The organism is Candidatus Corynebacterium faecigallinarum (assembly GCF_052264515.1).
Lineage (GTDB): Bacteria > Actinomycetota > Actinomycetes > Mycobacteriales > Mycobacteriaceae > Corynebacterium > Corynebacterium faecigallinarum.
Map to the genome: position 1 here is coordinate 35,242 of NZ_JBQQOC010000011.1, position 16,671 is coordinate 51,912.

Here is a 16,671-nt window from a genome sequence, read left to right on the forward strand (position 1 = left end):
GGGGTGTTTCCGGGGGTGGTCTGAGTCAGGCCTCGCCGGCGTGCTGCAGCACGTACTCGTCGGCGTCCTCGGTGGGGGAACTGACCGGGCCGTCGTAGCCCTTCTTCTCGATCCAGGAGGCGACGAACTGGCAGGACGGCACGACCGTCAGCCCCTGGGCGCGGGTGTCCTCCAGTGCGGCCCCGACCAGGATGCTGCCGAGTCCACGCCCGGCGTACTCGTCACCGACCAGCGTGTGGTGGAAGATGCGCTGGTCACCACGGTCCACGAAATACGCCGCCCCCAGCCGGGTGCCGTCGGCGGCGAGGTAGACGGCATAGGCGTTGCCCTTGTCCGTCACCCGGACTTCGACGGGCGCGCCTGTCTTGTCGGTTAATTCTGCCATTGCCAGTCTCCTTAGGTACATCTCGGGGCCGTGCTCGATACTACGCCAATTGTTCCACGTGCAAACGTTCCTGTGAAGCAGCTCGGCCCGCTAGAATCCTGTGTCTATGTTGAACTACCGGCCCGGGGAACGGGCACTCGCGATGTCGCTGGCCGCGGTGGCTGGATACGTCGACTCGATTGGCTTCATGTTCTACGGCGGAGTGTTCCTGTCGTTCATGTCGGGCAACAGCACCCGGTTCGCGGTGTCCTTCGTCGAGGGGGACGCCGAACTGATGTTGCTGGCCGGGCAGTGCATCGGACTGTTCATGGCCGGGGTCATCCTGGGCGCGTTCGTCCAACGGTTCTCGACCTTCAAGCTGGGCAAGTACCGCGCCCGCGAAGCGGTGATGATCCTCGTGGCGACACTGTTCAGCATCAGTGCGCTCCTGCTTGCCGTCGGCCTGGAATGGGCCTGCCTGCTGCTGCTGTCATTGGGCATCGGGGCGATGAACTCGGTGTTCGAGCGGGACGGGGAAGTCAGTGTGGCGGTGACGTACGTGACCGGAACTCTGGTAAAGGCCGGCCAGCGGTTCGTGGACTCCTTCTTCGGCGGACGCACCGCTGCCTGGGTGTACCCACTGCTCATGGCGCTGTGCCTGTCGGCCGGCGCCGTGGTGGGTGCCGTGGCGTTCGTGAACATCGAACTTCTGGCGGTGTATCCGCTGGCCGCCTTCGTCGTCGCGCTGGCGGTCGGCAACCAGGTCGTCCGGGAGCGTCGCCGTCGTCGGGGTCTTCCCTTGTGATGGGCCTCCCGCTGTCATGCGGTGGCCATGGTATTCGGTATGCTGACCGGCATGACTGAACGCACTCTCATCCTCATCAAGCCGGACGGTGTCGCACGTGGCATCGTCGGCGAGATCATCGCCCGCATCGAGCGTAAGGGCCTGACCCTGGCAGCCCTGGACCTGCGTGTCGCCGACCGCGAGACCGCCGAGAAGCACTACGCCGAGCACGCCGACAAGCCGTTCTTCGGTGACCTCGTCGACTTCGTCACCTCCGCACCGCTGGTCGCCGGCATCGTCGAGGGCGACCGTGCCATCGACGCCTGGCGTCAGATCGCCGGCGGCACCGACCCGGTCTCCAAGGCCACCCCGGGCTCCATCCGCGGCGACTTCGCCACCTCCGTCGGCGAGAACGTCGTCCACGGCTCCGACTCCGTCGAGTCCGCCGAGCGGGAGATCGGCATCTGGTTCCCGAACCTCTAGTCCATCCGGGCCCCCACGGCCGCGACACCGGTACACACCGTGTCGCGGCCGTTTCCCGTCAGTGCCACCCAGGTCAGCACCGTGTCATTGGGCTTTCGGTCCCGCAGGGTGACCGTCTGGCCACGGGCGGTGAGGGTGTCGAGTGCCGCCCGGAAGCCCGGGCCGTCCACCCCGAGTGGGCGGACCGCATCGAGCAGGACGTCCAACCGGACCTGTCGGCCGTGCGGGACGGCCTGCAGGGCGTAGAGGGTGGCGGCGACGGCCTCGGCGTCGTCGACCGGGGTCCAGTCTTCTTCGGTGGCGAAGACCTTCTCCAGGGGGACGTATTTCAGGGGGACCATGTCGACCAGGTTGAAGTACTTCCAGCACACGCTGAAGACGGCGATCGTCACGAGACCGGCCCAGAACCAGCCGCCGATCTCCACCGGGATCCATCCGCCGGCGATCACCAGGAAATAGATGACGGGTGCGGCATAGGTGATGTAGCGCTGCCGCTTCTCGTCCGGGGTCTCGGGACTCTCCGGTGACTTCGTGCCGCCGAGGATCCGCGGGGTCTCGGAGTCCGGACGCATCGGCGCGTAGTCGTTGGGGCGCAGTCCGTCGCGGCGTTGGCGCAGCGAGATGACCACCGCGGCGGTGGCGAGAACGACGGTGAAGGGAAGGAGGAGCCAGGTTTCGGCGACGGGTGAGGCGAAGAGGCCGACGATCACCGCGAAGAGTGCGGTGAAGAGCAGCCGTGAGGGGCTGGAGAGCCTGGTGTTCTGGGGGAGGGTGCGGAGGTGGCGGAGAGGGTCGCTCATAACTTCTCAGTTTAGCAGTGAAAGTCACATTTGGTGGACGGTGATGGCGCAGGAAGTGGTGTCGGTGTGCAACAATGGTGGATGTACCGAGCAGCGCCCGTAGATCGACGTCTGGCGCGCCGTGCATCTGAAGACAACTCATACACATAACTAAATCGTCTGGCAGGTCGCCCCCTCCGCGGCCGGTGGACACGATGTGAGGCTGCGATCACAGCGCCCGTCGTGCACCGGTGTTCCGCGTGCGAGAAGGGTCACCGCTGCGACGACACCTAGGAGAACAGTGGCGAATTCAGCCGATACCACCGACAATACTGCGGTGCAGGATCTGGCCGCGGCAGCAGCCGCGGTGCAGAACAATGCGATGGGGGAGATGGGGGAGAAGGTCAGGGTCCACGCCCTCGCCAAGGCTCTGGGGATGACCAGCGCCGATCTGATCACGGTGCTCGCCGACAACGGCATCGAGAACAAACGCGCCACCTCGACGCTGCCGAAGCCGGATGTCGAGGCGTTCCTCGCCCAGCTCAACAGCGCCGGTGTGCCCGCCGCCGCAGAGGACGAGGCACAGGACGCTGCGGTACAGGACGCTCCGGCGTCCCGGTCGCGGCGGTCCCGCCGTCGTCGGACCACGCGCTCGGGGAACGGCGAGGCGCAGACGCCTGAACCGGCGGACACAGTGGACGCAGTGGAACCTGAACCGGCGGAGCCGGAGACCCAGGAGCCGGCCGTCGAACCCGTCCAAAAGCAGCGTCCGGTCTCCCGCCGCCGGGTCGTCCGTCGGGTCGGTTCGCGCAGTGCAGCCGCCGGTGCCGAGGAACTGCGCCGCGAGAAGGACCAGGAGCGGGCCCAGCGCCGCCAGCGCGCCAACAACGAAGCGAACGGTGCCAACGGCACCAACGGCACCAACGGCACCAACGGTGCGTCCGACACGGGTAGCGCTGGCGGCACCGGCAGTAACGGGACTGATTCCGTCGACGCCACCGATGCCGCCGATTCCTCTGTGAACGATGGTTCCCGCCGTCGCCGGGGCAGTCGCGGTCGGGGTCGGGGACGCAGCCACCAGAGTGATTCGGTCGACACCACTGCCGACACCCACCAGCAGGAGGCGGCCAACGCCGAACCGAAGCCCCCGACGCTCGGCGGCAAGGAGAAGGACAGGGACAAGGACAAGGAGAAGGATGTCCGCGTCGTCGACGAGCCGGTGAAGCTGAAGGGCTCGACCCGGCTGGAGTCGAAGCGTCGCTGGCGTGAGGCCCAGGGCAATGAGAAGCACCGGGCGATCTCCCGTGCCGAGTTCATTGCCCGCCGCGAGAACATCTACCGCTCCATGGTGGTGCGCGATTCCCGGCGCTCCGACCACCCCGGCACGGTCACCCAGGTCGGCGTCGTGGAGGACGGCCTGCTCGTCGAGCACTTCGTGACCAGCGAGACCCAGACCTCCACCATCGGCAACATCTACCTCGGCCGGGTGCAGAACGTCCTGGCCAGCATGGAGGCCGCGTTCATCGACATCGGCACCGGGCGCAACGCCGTGCTCTACGCCAGCGAGGTCGACTGGCGTTCCGAGCACATCCGTGGCCGGTCCCGCCGCATTGAATCCGCCCTCAAGCAGGGCGACCAGGTGCTGGTCCAGGTGATCAAGGACCCGCTGGGACACAAGGGCGCACGACTGACCAACCGGGTCAGCTTCGCCGGTCGCTACCTGGTGTACCTGCCGGGCGGAAAGACCCAGGGAATCTCCCGCAAGCTGCCGGAGGCTGAGCGTAAGCGTCTCAAGGGCATCCTGCAGCGCGTCGTCCCCGACGGTGGCGGCACCATCATCCGCACCGCCGCCGAGGGGGTGAGCGAGGAGAAGATCGCCGAGGACGTCGACCGGCTGCACCGCCGCTGGATCGACATCACCGAGCGCGAGGAGACTGAGCGCGAGAAGAAGGGCGCGACGCCGGTGACGATGTACGAGGAGCCGAACCTCCTGGTCAAGATCGTCCGTGACATGTTCAACGAGGACTTCAACGAACTCGTCGTCGACGGTGAGGCCTCCACCCGCACCGTGGTGAACTACATCAAGCGCATGGCCCCGGACCTGGTCGACAAGGTCGTGACCTGGGACCGTAGCGCCCACGACGGGCAGGACGCTTTCGCCGCCTATGAGTTGGACGACCAGCTCACCGCCGCACTGAGCCAGAAGGTGTGGCTGCCGTCGGGCGGTTACCTGATCATCGACAAGACCGAGGCGATGACGGTCATCGACGTCAACACCGGAAGTTTCGTCGGTTCCGGCGGCAACCTGGAGGAGACGGTCACCAAGAACAACCTGGAGGCCGCCGAGGAGATCGTCCGGCAGATGCGCCTACGCGACATGGGCGGGATGATCGTCGTCGACTTCATCGACATGGTGCTGGAGGAGAACCAGGACCTGGTGCTGCGCCGTCTCGAGGAGTTCCTGGTCAGCGACCGCACCAAGCACCAGGTGTCCGAGGTCACCAGCCTTGGCCTGGTGCAGATGACCCGTAAGCGTCTGGGGGTGGGCCTGTTGGAGACCTACTCCACCGAGTGTGAGGCCTGCGCCGGCCGTGGTCTGGTCGTTCACGCTGACCCGGTCGAGCACGACACCGACGCTGCGGCTGACGGCCGCGACGATGACGGCCATGGTGACGGTCACAGCGACGGTCACGGCGGTGGTAAGGGCGGTCGGCGTTCCCGCCACCGCGACCACCACAGCCAGGCCGATCGTGAAGGGCTGAAGCAGGCCCGTCACGAGCAGGAGATCCGTCGTCGCTATGAGCAGATGATGGAGGAGAACACGGTCACTGAGCTGGAGGAGACCCCGGCGACGACCGGTGTCGTGCCGTCCGCGGAGAACCCGGAGTCCGCCGAGGCTGTTGCTTCTGCTGCATCCGTTGCCGACGCTGAGCAGGACCGTCCGCGCCGCGTGCGCCGCCGGGTGGTCCGTCGCGGTCGCCAGCAGGACGCACCGGCCGCTGAGCCCGAGGCTGCCCCGGTCGCGGCGAAGGCACAGGCCGAGGAGCCTGCTGCTGCAGTCGACTCCGCCGTGGACGGGGGAGTGTCCGAGGACCTCGAGGCGACCATCGCCCGGGCGATCTCCTACGCCGACGAGGTCGACCCGGAGGAGCCCTCGGGTGCCGACTACGTCGACGACTACGTTGCCGAGGCGCCTGAGGCCCCCGAGGCACAGTCCGAGGCAAAGCCCGCGGAGGAGTCCGAGGTTGAGCCGGAGTCCGCTCCGGTCGCCACCTCGGTCCGTCGTGACCGCCGCGGCCGCCGGGTCGTCCGACGCGTCACCGAGACCCCCGAGCCGGAGGTTGAGGCAGGGCCCGAGGCAGAGGCCGAGGCTGAGTCGGCCCCGGAGACCGAACCGGTCCAGGCCGAGGTCGCCGAGCCTGCTGAGCCTGCTGAGTCCGCCGAGCCGACCGACGCACTGTCGCAGTTCCGGCAGGCCCGCCAGGAGTTCGACCGCTCACCGCGTCGTCGTCGCAAAGTCCGTGGCAACTCGCGGTCCGACGTCGCCCCGTCCCCGGAGGACTTCGGCCTCGACGCCGATGCCGAGGGTGTCGCCGAGGTCGTGGACGCCGCTACGTCCGGGACGGCACGCAACTCCCGGAAGCCGGCGCAGGATGAGACCGTGACCGAGGCTGTGACCGAGGCCGAGCCCGCGTCGAAGGATGAGCCCCAGGGACACAGTGGTGATGGTCGCCAGGGCCGTGGTGGCCGTGGTCGCCGCGGCCGCCGGAAGGTCGTCCGCCCGTCCTCCAGCTAGGAGAACGACGCGCCCGGACGATGCGTCCTGAATACACCGACGGCGCCTCCCGATGAACCGGGAGGCGCCGTCGGCGTCTGGAGAGTCAGCCAGGATCAGCCAGAATCAGACCATGTCGGTGGAGCTGTCAGCGTCTCCGCTGAGGTCGTTGAAGTCGGCGTCGGGCATCTCTGGGGCCTGGTTGTGGGTGGTGACCTCGGTCTCCTGGTCCCACACACCGTCGCCGTCGGTGTCCCGCAGCTGCACGTCGCCGTAGCCGTCACCGTCGGTGTCGATCAGGGCGGTGTCGATGCGGCCGTCACCGTCGGTGTCCTTCAGCTGGATGTCGGCCTGACCATCGCCGTCCTTGTCGACGAAGATCGTGTCGACCCGGTTGTCGCCGTCGGTGTCGATGCCGATCTCGTCGACGCGGTTGTCGTTGTTGTGGTCGGCGACGATCGCATCGCCGTAGCCGTCACCGTCGAGGTCGACCTGGTAGCGTCCCTCGCCCTCGTCGATGGACCCGGCGCTGGGGGTCGCGTCGGCCGCGGGTTCGCGGGACGCCTGGTCGGAACCGGTCGCATCCGCAGCCTCCTCCTCGGGTGCAGCGTCCTCCTCAGCGGCGTCCTCGGCGGGAGCCTCCGCCGGTGCGTCCTGCTCTGCGTCCTGCTCTGCGTCCTGCTCGTCGGCAGACGCGGCACCGGCACCAGCATCAGGGGCTGCACCGGCGTCAGCGGCGCCGGCACCGGCAGCGGTCCCTGCCACTCCGCCGGAGGCCTCGTTCGCGATGTCCCGCTGCGCCTGGGTCGGGGTTCCGGTTCCGCTGGTGGAGTCGACGACACCGTCGCCGTCGTGGTCGTACTCGTGGTAGTCGGACTGGCCGTCACCGTCGGTGTCGTAGCTGACCGAGTCGACCACACCGTCGCCGTCGTGGTCGGAGATCCGCACGTCAGCGGTCCCGTCACCGTCGGTGTCGACCTCGACGACGTTGATGTTGCCGTCGTGGTCGGTGTCGCGGACGACGGTGTCCAGCTTGCCGTCGTTGTTGGGGTCCGCGGCACCGCGGTCCAGCTTGCCGTCCCGGTTGGTGTCCTCCAGGACCACGTTGACCACGCCGTCGCCGTCGGTGTCGATCTCGACGCGCTCTGCGACACCGTCGCCGTCGCGGTCGGTGATCTGGGTCTCGCCGTAGCCGTCGCCGTCGAGGTCGACCCGGAAGGTGTCGGCCTTGCCGTCACCGTTGGTGTCGACGCCGCCCATCACGCGGCCCTCGACCTCCTCGCCGTTGACGTTCAGGGTGAAGCTGTCGGGCGTGGTGCCCTGCTGTGCGTTCTGGGTGTTCTGGTTGGAGTTCTCGCCGGACATTGCTGTTCCTTTCCTCTGCCCCCGGGCTCGCTGTCGAGCGGGGATGGTGTGCAGTTCCTTGGTTGCCTGACCTGACGTTGTCCGTCCTGTCGTACATGTAATCCCGCGGCGGGCGTAAAGGTTCCCGCGAAGTGAAGAAAAATTTTGCACTACCCTCATCAAGGTTCCACAGGTCTATAACGCGCGCATGTTTTCGGCGAACAAACCTGCATCTCCGCGCCCTGTGCAGCACCTGTGGCAGCCAGGGTTTTCGTCCGGTTCCAGGGTGACCCTCCTGAAAACTACGTAGGATGTGGAACCGTACCTGACCCCGAGCACACCGCGTGCGCTCCGCAAGGACCGGCACGGACCGACAAGGACCGAGTTCATGGACACAGCTGCGTCCCCCGCGACGCGTACCGCACGCCAGTCGCTGGAGCGCGCCACGGCGATCGCCAGGAAGTACGGCTACGACACCGCCGCCACCGCCGCGGAAACCATGGTCGACGCCTCCTTCCACGCCGGGAACGTGGTCGTCGTCGGTGAGATCAAACGCGGTAAGTCATCTCTGGTCAACGCCCTCATCGGACGCCGCGACCTGCTGCCGGTCGACGTCCTCACCAGCACCTCCGCCCCGATCCGGGTGAGCAGCCACGGTGCCGGCGACATCGGCGGGGAACCGGTCGTCAACCTCGTCCGTGGTGGACAGCGCACCCCGGTGGCCGCCGCCGAACTGCGTGACTGGGTCACCGTCGACGGCCTCGCCGCCACCGAACTCGGGCCCGACGAGGACCCGGCCACCGCCGCCACCATCGACCTGGACTACCCGGCGCTGACCGGCACCACGCTGGTCGACACCCCGGGCGTCGGCGGCCTCGACGAGCACGCCGTCAGTGCGGCCTTCAGCGAGGCACACCGTGCCGGGGTGCTGCTGGTGGTGTGCGATGCGTCCACACCCATCACGAAACCCGAGATGGAGATCCTCGCCGAGGCCCGTGAGCAGGTCGGGGCGGTGATCGTCGTGGTGACCAAGACCGACAAGAACCTGCGCCGCTGGGCCGACATCGTCGCCGACGACCGCCGCCTGATCCGCGAACACCTCGGGGTCGACGTCCCCGTCATCGGGGTGTCCAGCCTGCGCGCCCTCGACGCCGTCGACGAACCCGACCCGCAACGCGCCGGGGAGATCGCCGCCCGCAGCGGCATCGTGGAGCTGCGCGACACCATCCGACGGGCGTTGGACGCACCGGAGACCATGGGTCTGCGACGGGCACTGGAGAAGGTCGTCGCCACACTGACCTCGATCAGGACGACCATCGCCGAGGACATCAGGGTGTTCAACGAACCCTCGGAAGGTGTCGTCGCCCTCGAGCAGGAACAACAGGAACTGGAGACCCTGCGCGAACACGCCGCCGAGTGGGAACAACTGCTCGCCCGGGACATCTCCTTCGCCCGCTCCCGGATCAACGACGAGCTGGACGCCCGCCTGCAGGCCCTGGTCGACACCTGGACACAACGCATCAACAGCGAGGGCATGCGCGTCCTGCGCTCGAAACCGCAGGTGTTCACCAGCCAGATCGAGGCCGAACTCAACGCCGCGATGCAGGACACCCTGGCCCAGCTCATCGAGGGACTGCGGGAGCGGGCGGCGGAACTCTTCGACGGCAACGAGGAACTCACCGGCCTGGTCGTCGGCGCGGCACTGCAGTCGGTCGCCCCGGACGAGATCAAGGGCCGCGAGGTCGGCAAGAAGACCAAGGACCTGGCCGACCCGACGATGCTGTCGATGGGTTTCATCGGCGCCAGCATGCTGACCATGGTCATCCCGCTGGCGCCGCTGGCCGGCGGTGTCTGGATCGGCGTGAACATGGCCTACCGGGCGATGCGCACCGGCAAACAGCAGCTGGTCACCTGGCTGCGTGAAACCCACCAGACCACCCGCACGGCCACCGTCCGGCTGATGGACACCATGGTCACCGCGGCACGCACCGAGATGGTGCTGCGCTACCGGGCGCACATCCGCCAACGTCAGAAAGAGGTGCAGGAGCGGATGCAGAAGGCCAAGGATGCCGCGCGCACCTCCGAATCCGAACGTAAGCAGAGCATCGAGCGACTCACCAAGAACGAGAAGATCGTGGCCGCCACCATCGACGAGATCAACGCACACCTGGGCCGGCTCAACCAGGAGGGGGAGGCGTGATGACAGCGACAGCGGGAACGGACGCCTTCGCCGAACAGACCCGGGCGCTGCAGCAGCTGCTGGTGCAGAGCATCGACGCCCTGGCCACCGGCGGGGAGGGCCTGGGGGAGAAGGCCGCGGAGCTGCGCGACATGATCGACCGCCCGCCCCGTGTCGCGGTGATCGGCCGGCTGAAGTCCGGCAAGTCCACCCTGGTCAACGCCCTGACCGAGACCGACATCGCCGCCACCGGGTCCCTGGAGTGCACCATGGCGGTGAGCATCCACGAACAGGGCGCACCGGCGCGCGCCGAGATCCACGGTTCGGACGGACGCGTCGACACGGTCGCCCTGGCGGGCCGCCCGCTGAAGCACCTGGGCCGTCCCCTCGACGAGGTGGACTACATCCGCCAGTTCGTGCCCGTCTCCCGGCTGGACGCCCTCGGCGTCATCGACACCCCGGGTACGGCCACCCTCACCGTGGAGAATGAGCAGCGCACCCGCAGCATCCTGGTGGAGGGCAGCCGCGATACCCGCCGGGCGAGTGCCTGGGCCGACTGCGTGGTCTTCCTGTCGGACTCCGCACCCCGGGCCGATGAACGCGAGCTGCTCACCGAGCTGAACATGACCCCACTGACCACCGTCGGTGTCATCTCCCGCGCCGACTCCTTCGGCGCCGGGGCGTTCGGGACGCGCGACCCCATCGACCACGCCGGAGAGTACGCCGGACGCATCGCCGACCTGCTCGGCGGCACCGTCTCCACCGTGATGCCGCTGTCCGGTCTGCTCGCCGAATCCGCCCTGACCGGCCGGGTGAACGAGGACACCGCACGCGCCCTGCGCCCCCTGGCGGGGCTGACGCGCGATCAGCTCATCGACGCCGTCGAACTGCCGGACCCCTCCGGCGTCGTGCCCGGGCTGACCGCAGCGTCCCGCGACAATCTGCTGGACACCCTCGGCGAGTACGGCGTCTACTACGGCCGCACCGTCGCCGCGGAGTCCGGCAGTGTGGGGCTGATGCACTGGATGCTGCAGGTGTCCGGCATCGAACGCCTGTCCACGGCGATCACCGGGGAGATGGCGCACTTCGCCGTGCTGCAACGGGCGGTGCGTTTCGTGGAGACACTCGACAGCCTGGCCGGACGCCCGGAGTTCCGCGAACACGTCCGCTGGGTGCAGTCGGTCCTGCTGTCCCAGCCGGTGATGAACACGGTGCTGCTCTACCGCAGTTTCCGGGACACCGTCGCCGGCACCCCGGACTCCCAGCTGATCCCCCGTCTGCGCCATGCACTGCAGGGACGCACCGCCCCTGAGAAGCTGGGGCTGGACCCCGGCACCGGGGAAGGGGAGTTTCTCACCGAACTCCGCAGCTCCCTGGAACTGCTGCGTCAGCTGGCGATGGCACCGTTGTCCTCCGCGGAGGACGATGCCCGCGAACGGCTGATCGTGCTGTACCAGGCACTCTGGACAACCAGCACCAACGCACAATAACCCCGATAAACCCCGACAGACGTCCCTGGAGAAAGGACCCCCGCCCCAATGTCTGAAGCATGGCACCTGGCGATCGACTTCGGAACCAGCAACTCGGCCGCGGCACACACCGCGCCGGGCAGTGGTTCCGTGGAGACACTCGCGCTGACCCATCGCTCCAACCTCATTCCGTCGGCGGTCTACGTGGACGGCAACGACACGGGCGGGTCCACCGTCCTCACCGGTGACACCGCGCTGCACGCCGGACGCCGTGACCCGCTGCGGCTGATCCTCTCACCGAAGCGCTTCATCGACCACGAGACGGTCCAGCTCGGCGGTGACGACATCGAGGCCCGGCAGGTCATCGGCGCGGTACTGAACTCTGTCGTGCAGCGTGCCGTCGAGCAGCACGCCGGCACCGCACCGGCGTCGGTCACGCTGACCCATCCGGAGCAGTGGTCGGCCCACGCCCTGGGCAACCTGGTCGACGCCGCCCGTGCCCAGGACTGGGCCCGGGACGTGGACGTGCGGGTGATCTCCGAGCCGCGGGCGGCGGCGATCCACTACGTCGCGCAGCAGAACGTGGCGCCCGGTGACCATGTCGCGGTGTATGACTTCGGTGGCGGCACGTTGGACGTTGCGGTGCTGCGGGCGGAGGCGTCCGGCGACTACCGGGTGGTCGCCGCCCGTGGTGACAACAGCCTGGGTGGACGCACCATCGACAACCTCGTCTACCGGTGGCTCATCGAGCAGGTCGAGCACGACGACCCGGATCTGGCGGACTCCCTGCGTTCGGCGCCGGTGTCGGTGATGAACGCGATGGAGGAGAACATCCGGCAGGCCAAGGAGATGCTCTCCGACACCTCCTCGGCCACGATCACCATCTCCACGCCTTCGGGCGACCGCGATGTGCTGATCACCCGCGCGCAGTTCAACGAGATCATCGCGCAGCCGATCGAGCGGGCCCGCGAGATGACCCAGGCGGTGCTGCGCGAGGCCGGTGTGGAGGGGGAGTCGACGGGCATCTACCTCACCGGTGGCTCCTCCCGTATTCCTTATGTTCACGAGCAGCTGGCCCAGGTCGGCCGGGTGGTGCGCCTGGACGACCCGAAAACCGTCGTCGCCCGCGGTGCGTTGGTGGCGACGATGCGCGGCTTCTCCGCGCCCGCTGCCGGTGCTGCGGGTGGGGCAGGACGCCCGCAGGGCGGCGACAGTTCGAACCCCTTCGGTGCTGCAGCGGCAGGGGCCGCCGGAGCTGGGGCGGCCGGCGCGGCCGGTGCGGCTGCCGGCTCGGCGTGGGGCGCAGCACCCGCGTCGGGGGACACGGGCACCTCGCCCTTCGACCAGCAGCCTCCCCGCGCGCAGCAGGACGTCCCGCCCGCTGAGGCGCCCGCTCCGCAGCAGCAGACTGCGCCGACCCCGTCCAGCCTCAGCTCCGGCAACACCAACAACACCGGAAAGTCCGGCGGCTCGAAGCTTCCGCTGGCGATCGGCGCGGGAGTGGTTGCGCTGCTGGTCGGCGGCGGCATCCTCGCCTGGAGCACCGGACTCTCCGGCGGTGACGACGACGAGAACGACGGCGGCAATGGCGGAGGCGGCGGGAACCAGACCACCGCAGCGTCCCCCGATCCCGCGGAGCCGGACAACGACACCGACAACGACACCGACAACGGCACCACCGCCGGATCCGACGGTCCCTTCCTCTCCGCGAGCGAGACCTCGGGACCGTACCTGCCGGTCACCGAGATGATCCCCGGGTCAGATGCCTACCTCCCCGAGGACTTTACCGAGCGGGTCGCACGGTGCGCTGTGGACAACTCCGATGTCGCCGAGTTTGGCTTCCCCTGGTCCGGCGACGCTACATATGCCGCGCGGTACTGCACGATCGACAGTGAGTCGGAGAACCCGGTGCATTCCGACAAGACACCTCTCTCCCCGTCCCTGTACGGCGGGGACGATGCCGTGGAGATCATGGATACCCTGGAAGCCTCCGATGATGTCACGTTGACCGAGGTTGATTCTGGTGACGGGGAGGTCTACTACATCGAAACGGAAGGTGCCCTGGCCAACCGTGCTGTGGTCTGGTATCCCGACGAGGAGCTGCTGGTCCACTTCCTGATGGCCACCGGTGACGAGCAGTCGGAGGCCGAGGAGTACCTCAGCTACTACGGCTTCATCTAGAGCCCGGTCTAGAGGCTCACACCGGCGGTGGTGAGGTTCTCCCGGGCCTTGGTGCGCGCCCGGTGCAGCCGGGTCTTCACCGTCGACGCCCCGACCCCCTGGTGGGCGGCGATCTCCTCGAGGCTCAGGCCGGCGTACTCGCGCAGCACCAGTGCCTCCTTGAACACCTGGTCCAGGTCGTTGAGTGCCTCCCGCACCACGATGGTCGCTGGCACCTGCTCGGCCACCGGTGAGGCGGTGTCGACCTCGTCGACCCCGGCGTCCTCGTCCGGTACGGCCTTGCGTGCGCGGACGACCTGCAGCGCCGCATTGGAGGCGATGCGGTAGATCCAGGTGGAGAACCGGGCTTCGGGACGGAACTCCCCGATGTTCTTCCACGCCGAGATCATGGCGTTCTGCACCGCGTCCTCGGCATCGTGGGCGTCGCCGGTGATCGAGATCGCCACCGCCCACATCCGACGGTGTGCGTCGGTGACCAGTTCCGCGAAGGCCTTCTCGTCGCCCGACTGGGCCCGTTCGACCAGGACGCGCTCGTGGGTGATGTCCATCTGTCCCATACAGTCCGTCCCCTCCTAGAAGTCCGCGAGCGGGTCGTCGGGATCGGCCTCCGGGTAGGACGCTCCGGCGTCGCCGGCGGCAGCGCCGTCGCCGTCGCCGTCGGTGAGGTCGTCGGCGAACAGGTTGGGCGCAGTGTCGTCGCCGGTGTCGGCGAGAGCGTCCGGAATGTCGTCGGCGGGGGAGTGGGCGTCCGCGGCGTCCCCGGTGTCGTCGAACTCGTCGAGGTCGACCTGGGCGCTGTCACCACCGTCGCCACCGGGGATCTCCACGCCCGGGTCCGGGGTGTCCGGGTCGACGGCGTGGGCGAGCATCTCGGTGAGCCGCTCCGGGCTGAGCGGGCTGTCAGCGTAGAGCTGGTCGACGGACGGCAGGTTGAGGATGTCATCCATGTGTCGTGTCCTCCTTTCTTCTCTGCCCGTGGAATGCGCGGGATGTCCTCGGGGTTCCCGGCGGGGAACGGGCCAGAGAAATGGTGTCAGATAACATCATAGGGACGCGTGTGATTACGCGCCCTGCGAGATTTTGTTTTCCGGGGCAGTGACGGTAGCCTTGGGCAGTCGGCGTTCGACAGTTGTCCCCATGTGCCTCGTGCCGGGACCGTCGGGCGCAAAGCACGAACGAAAAACGTAAGTCCAGTCAGATTGCCTTTCAGGCCGTCGGCCCAGCACAGATGGGTCGAGACAGCGGTGGAGGGGCGGCCTGAGCCGAGTAGAGAAACAAAGGGGTAGCCCTTCCATGTACGCGATCGTCAAGACCGGCGGCAAGCAGTACAAGGTCGCCGAAGGCGACTTCGTCAAGGTCGAGAAGATCGAGGGTGAGCCGGGTGCGTCCGTGGCTCTCACCCCGGTTCTCCTCGTCGATGGCGCTGACATCACCACCGGTGACAAGCTTGCCGACAAGACCGTTGCTGCTGAGATCGTCGAGCAGACCAAGGGTAAGAAGATCAACGGCATGCACTACCGGAACAAGACCGGTTACAAGCGCCGTTACGGTCACCGTCAGCAGCTGACCGTCCTCAAGGTCACCGGCATCAAGTAAACCCAGCGACCGCTGTGCTTCGTGCGGCGGTACAACTTTTCCGAGGAGGGAAAAGACCATGGCACACAAGAAGGGTGCATCCAGCTCCAGCAACGGTCGCGATTCCGAGTCCAAGCGTCTCGGTGTCAAGCGGTTCGGTGGTCAGCAGGTCAAGGCCGGCGAGATCCTGATCCGTCAGCGCGGTACCTCGTTCCACCCGGGTGAGAACGTCGGCCGTGGTGGCGACGACACCCTGTTCGCGCTGAAGGCCGGCGCCGTGCAGTTCAGCACCCGCCGTAACCGTCGCCTCGTGAACATCGTCGAGAGCGAGACCGTCGAGGCCTAGTCCCGACGCGCGTTTTCCGCGACAACCCCCGCACGCCACAGGCTGCGGGGGTTTCGTGTGTCCGGGGGCTGCCCCTCGTTCTTCTGCTACCGCCCTGCGCTGGCGCCTGCTAGGCGATGTTTCATCCAGCCGAGGGGCCCGGAAGGTACCGAAGCCTGGCGGATTGGACCGGCCACTGGCAGCAGCTGGCTGATTCTGCCAGGCTAGGGTCCCCAGGAGCAAGCACGACCCCCTGCGAACACGGTCGCCTGCACACTAGAGACCGCCAGCGGGTGCCGTCCTCCCTACCGGCGTCTTTTCCCGAAGGGGGCGACCCGCCACGGGTGCCACAGCCACCACTCCTGGTCCGTGAGGATCTTCCTCCTACGCGCTGCACGTCCCCGTGGGTGCTCCAGGATGAACTCGATGGTGTCGCGCACCTGCTCCTGGAGGAACGGCATCGCCTGATTGACGTCCACGTCGGAGTAGCGCAGCAGCGTGTACCCCCACCGCGCTGCCGCGTTACCCTTCCACCGGTCGTTGAGGAAGGCGCTGGTCCGTGCTTTACCGGCCGCGTGGTACGTCTGACTGTCGATCTCGATGCAGACCTTCACCTCCGGGATCACGATGTCGAAGCGGTAACCCAGCACCATTTCATTGACCTGGACCGTGACGTCCAGACCGTCCAAGGCAGCGACGATCCCGCGGACGGCCTTCAGTTCCAGGCTGCTCGCGGTGCCGGTGAGGGTTCCGTCGAGGAGTTCCGCGGCGATGGCCCGGCGGCGCGGTGGCAGTGCGGCGAGATGCTCGGCGAGACGTTCATTCCCTTGCGTTCCCTGGTACTGCCACTCCACGGCGCGGTGCAGTTCATCGAGCTTCGTGTGGGTCATGGTGGTGGCTGCTTCGATGAGCGAGACCACTCGTACGCCCTTCGCCCGCGTGGTCGGCCCGGTGGCAGCGGTGGACAAGGACAGTAGCTCGCCCCCGTCGTCGCTGCGTCCCCGGACGGTGGCCGCCTGTGCCGGCCACGTCATGGGACACGCCCCGTGGATGAAGCCGGCGGTGGTGCCGGTGTAGACCAGGCCGGGGTTCATCCAGCTCAGCCCCTGGAGGGTGAGTAGGTCGTCCGGCGTTTCGGTGGTGTAGAGCCCACGGGCCAGCCGGTGCAGTTCGCCCCGCTGGAGCGCCCTGGTGATTTGTTTGCGTGTTTTTCCGGACGCTCGTAGTTCGCGCGTCCGCCAGAATTTTCTCGGTGTCCCCATGTATTCCCCTTGTTTTGTCCCCTTGGGCTGCAAGTCTACCGGCAGGACGCTACGGTGGCCGGGCTTCGGGCTTTCTGTCGGTGGGTGGGAGGCAGGCAAGGGGGGAACGTGAGGGCGAAGAGCTCGGCGGTACCCAAGCCTGGCGGATTCG

Annotated in this window: 14 protein-coding genes; 8 read left to right on the forward strand and 6 right to left on the reverse strand. The window is 67.7% G+C overall.

Annotated elements, in window-relative coordinates; translation table 11 throughout:
- Window positions 1-25: 25 nt before the first annotated feature.
- Complete coding sequence (locus tag ACTXPP_RS07560) at window positions 26-385, reverse strand: GNAT family N-acetyltransferase (protein WP_301494343.1); 360 nt, start codon at window positions 383-385, stop codon at window positions 26-28.
- A 106-nt stretch (window positions 386-491) separates the two neighbouring features.
- On the opposite strand from ACTXPP_RS07560, the gene ACTXPP_RS07565 reads away from it, so the two are divergent.
- Window positions 492-1,169: a YoaK family protein gene (locus tag ACTXPP_RS07565; protein WP_301494341.1), complete on the forward strand. Its 678-nt coding sequence runs from the start codon at window positions 492-494 to the stop codon at window positions 1,167-1,169.
- 51 nt (window positions 1,170-1,220) lie between these two features.
- Window positions 1,221-1,631 (forward strand): nucleoside-diphosphate kinase, encoded by a 411-nt coding sequence (gene ndk, locus ACTXPP_RS07570; RefSeq protein WP_301494339.1) that lies wholly within the window; start codon window positions 1,221-1,223, stop codon window positions 1,629-1,631.
- Here the strand turns inward: ndk and ACTXPP_RS07575 are convergent.
- A complete protein-coding gene (locus ACTXPP_RS07575; RefSeq protein WP_301494338.1) occupies window positions 1,628-2,431 on the reverse strand; it encodes a hypothetical protein in 804 nt (267 codons plus the stop codon). The genes ndk and ACTXPP_RS07575 overlap by 4 nt on opposite strands.
- A gap of 280 nt (window positions 2,432-2,711) precedes the next feature.
- Here ACTXPP_RS07575 and ACTXPP_RS07580 point away from each other — a divergent pair, with 280 nt between their 5' ends.
- A complete protein-coding gene (locus ACTXPP_RS07580) occupies window positions 2,712-6,206 on the forward strand; it encodes a translation initiation factor IF-2 N-terminal domain-containing protein (protein ID WP_301494336.1) in 3,495 nt (1,164 codons plus the stop codon).
- A 105-nt stretch (window positions 6,207-6,311) separates the two neighbouring features.
- Here ACTXPP_RS07580 and ACTXPP_RS07585 read toward each other — a convergent pair whose 3' ends face one another.
- Complete coding sequence (locus tag ACTXPP_RS07585; protein WP_443341585.1) at window positions 6,312-7,550, reverse strand: hypothetical protein; 1,239 nt, start codon at window positions 7,548-7,550, stop codon at window positions 6,312-6,314.
- 367 nt (window positions 7,551-7,917) lie between these two features.
- Here ACTXPP_RS07585 and ACTXPP_RS07590 point away from each other — a divergent pair, with 367 nt between their 5' ends.
- Genes ACTXPP_RS07590 through ACTXPP_RS07600 form a run of 3 tightly spaced genes read left to right on the forward strand, consistent with a single transcriptional unit; the run spans window position 7,918 to window position 13,358 of the window.
- The gene (locus ACTXPP_RS07590) at window positions 7,918-9,729 is read left to right on the forward strand and encodes a dynamin family protein (RefSeq protein WP_301494333.1); all 1,812 of its coding nucleotides are present in this window, start codon (window positions 7,918-7,920) and stop codon (window positions 9,727-9,729) included.
- Window positions 9,729-11,198 carry a dynamin family protein gene (locus ACTXPP_RS07595; protein WP_443341586.1) on the forward strand — a complete coding sequence of 490 codons (1,470 nt, stop codon included), beginning with the start codon at window positions 9,729-9,731 and terminating at the stop codon, window positions 11,196-11,198. Before ACTXPP_RS07590 ends, ACTXPP_RS07595 begins: the two co-directional genes overlap by 1 nt.
- A gap of 48 nt (window positions 11,199-11,246) precedes the next feature.
- Window positions 11,247-13,358 (forward strand): Hsp70 family protein, encoded by a 2,112-nt coding sequence (locus tag ACTXPP_RS07600; protein ID WP_443341587.1) that lies wholly within the window; start codon window positions 11,247-11,249, stop codon window positions 13,356-13,358.
- Window positions 13,359-13,366: 8 nt separating this feature from the next.
- Here the strand turns inward: ACTXPP_RS07600 and ACTXPP_RS07605 are convergent, their stop codons facing one another.
- Both ACTXPP_RS07605 and ACTXPP_RS07610 read right to left on the reverse strand, forming a co-directional pair.
- The gene (locus tag ACTXPP_RS07605) at window positions 13,367-13,915 is read right to left on the reverse strand and encodes an RNA polymerase sigma factor (RefSeq protein ID WP_443341588.1); all 549 of its coding nucleotides are present in this window, start codon (window positions 13,913-13,915) and stop codon (window positions 13,367-13,369) included.
- A 15-nt stretch (window positions 13,916-13,930) separates the two neighbouring features.
- Complete coding sequence (locus tag ACTXPP_RS07610; protein ID WP_301494327.1) at window positions 13,931-14,305, reverse strand: hypothetical protein; 375 nt, start codon at window positions 14,303-14,305, stop codon at window positions 13,931-13,933.
- A 346-nt stretch (window positions 14,306-14,651) separates the two neighbouring features.
- Between ACTXPP_RS07610 and rplU the strand changes: the two genes are divergently transcribed.
- Both rplU and rpmA read left to right on the forward strand, forming a co-directional pair.
- Window positions 14,652-14,954, forward strand: coding sequence for a 50S ribosomal protein L21 (rplU, locus tag ACTXPP_RS07615; RefSeq protein ID WP_301494325.1), 303 nt, complete (start codon window positions 14,652-14,654; stop codon window positions 14,952-14,954).
- Between the two features lie 58 nt (window positions 14,955-15,012).
- Complete coding sequence (rpmA, locus tag ACTXPP_RS07620) at window positions 15,013-15,279, forward strand: 50S ribosomal protein L27 (RefSeq protein ID WP_301494324.1); 267 nt, start codon at window positions 15,013-15,015, stop codon at window positions 15,277-15,279.
- Between the two features lie 284 nt (window positions 15,280-15,563).
- Here rpmA and ACTXPP_RS07625 read toward each other — a convergent pair whose 3' ends face one another.
- The gene (locus tag ACTXPP_RS07625; RefSeq protein ID WP_443341592.1) at window positions 15,564-16,520 is read right to left on the reverse strand and encodes a type IV toxin-antitoxin system AbiEi family antitoxin domain-containing protein; all 957 of its coding nucleotides are present in this window, start codon (window positions 16,518-16,520) and stop codon (window positions 15,564-15,566) included.
- Window positions 16,521-16,671 lie beyond the last annotated feature (151 nt).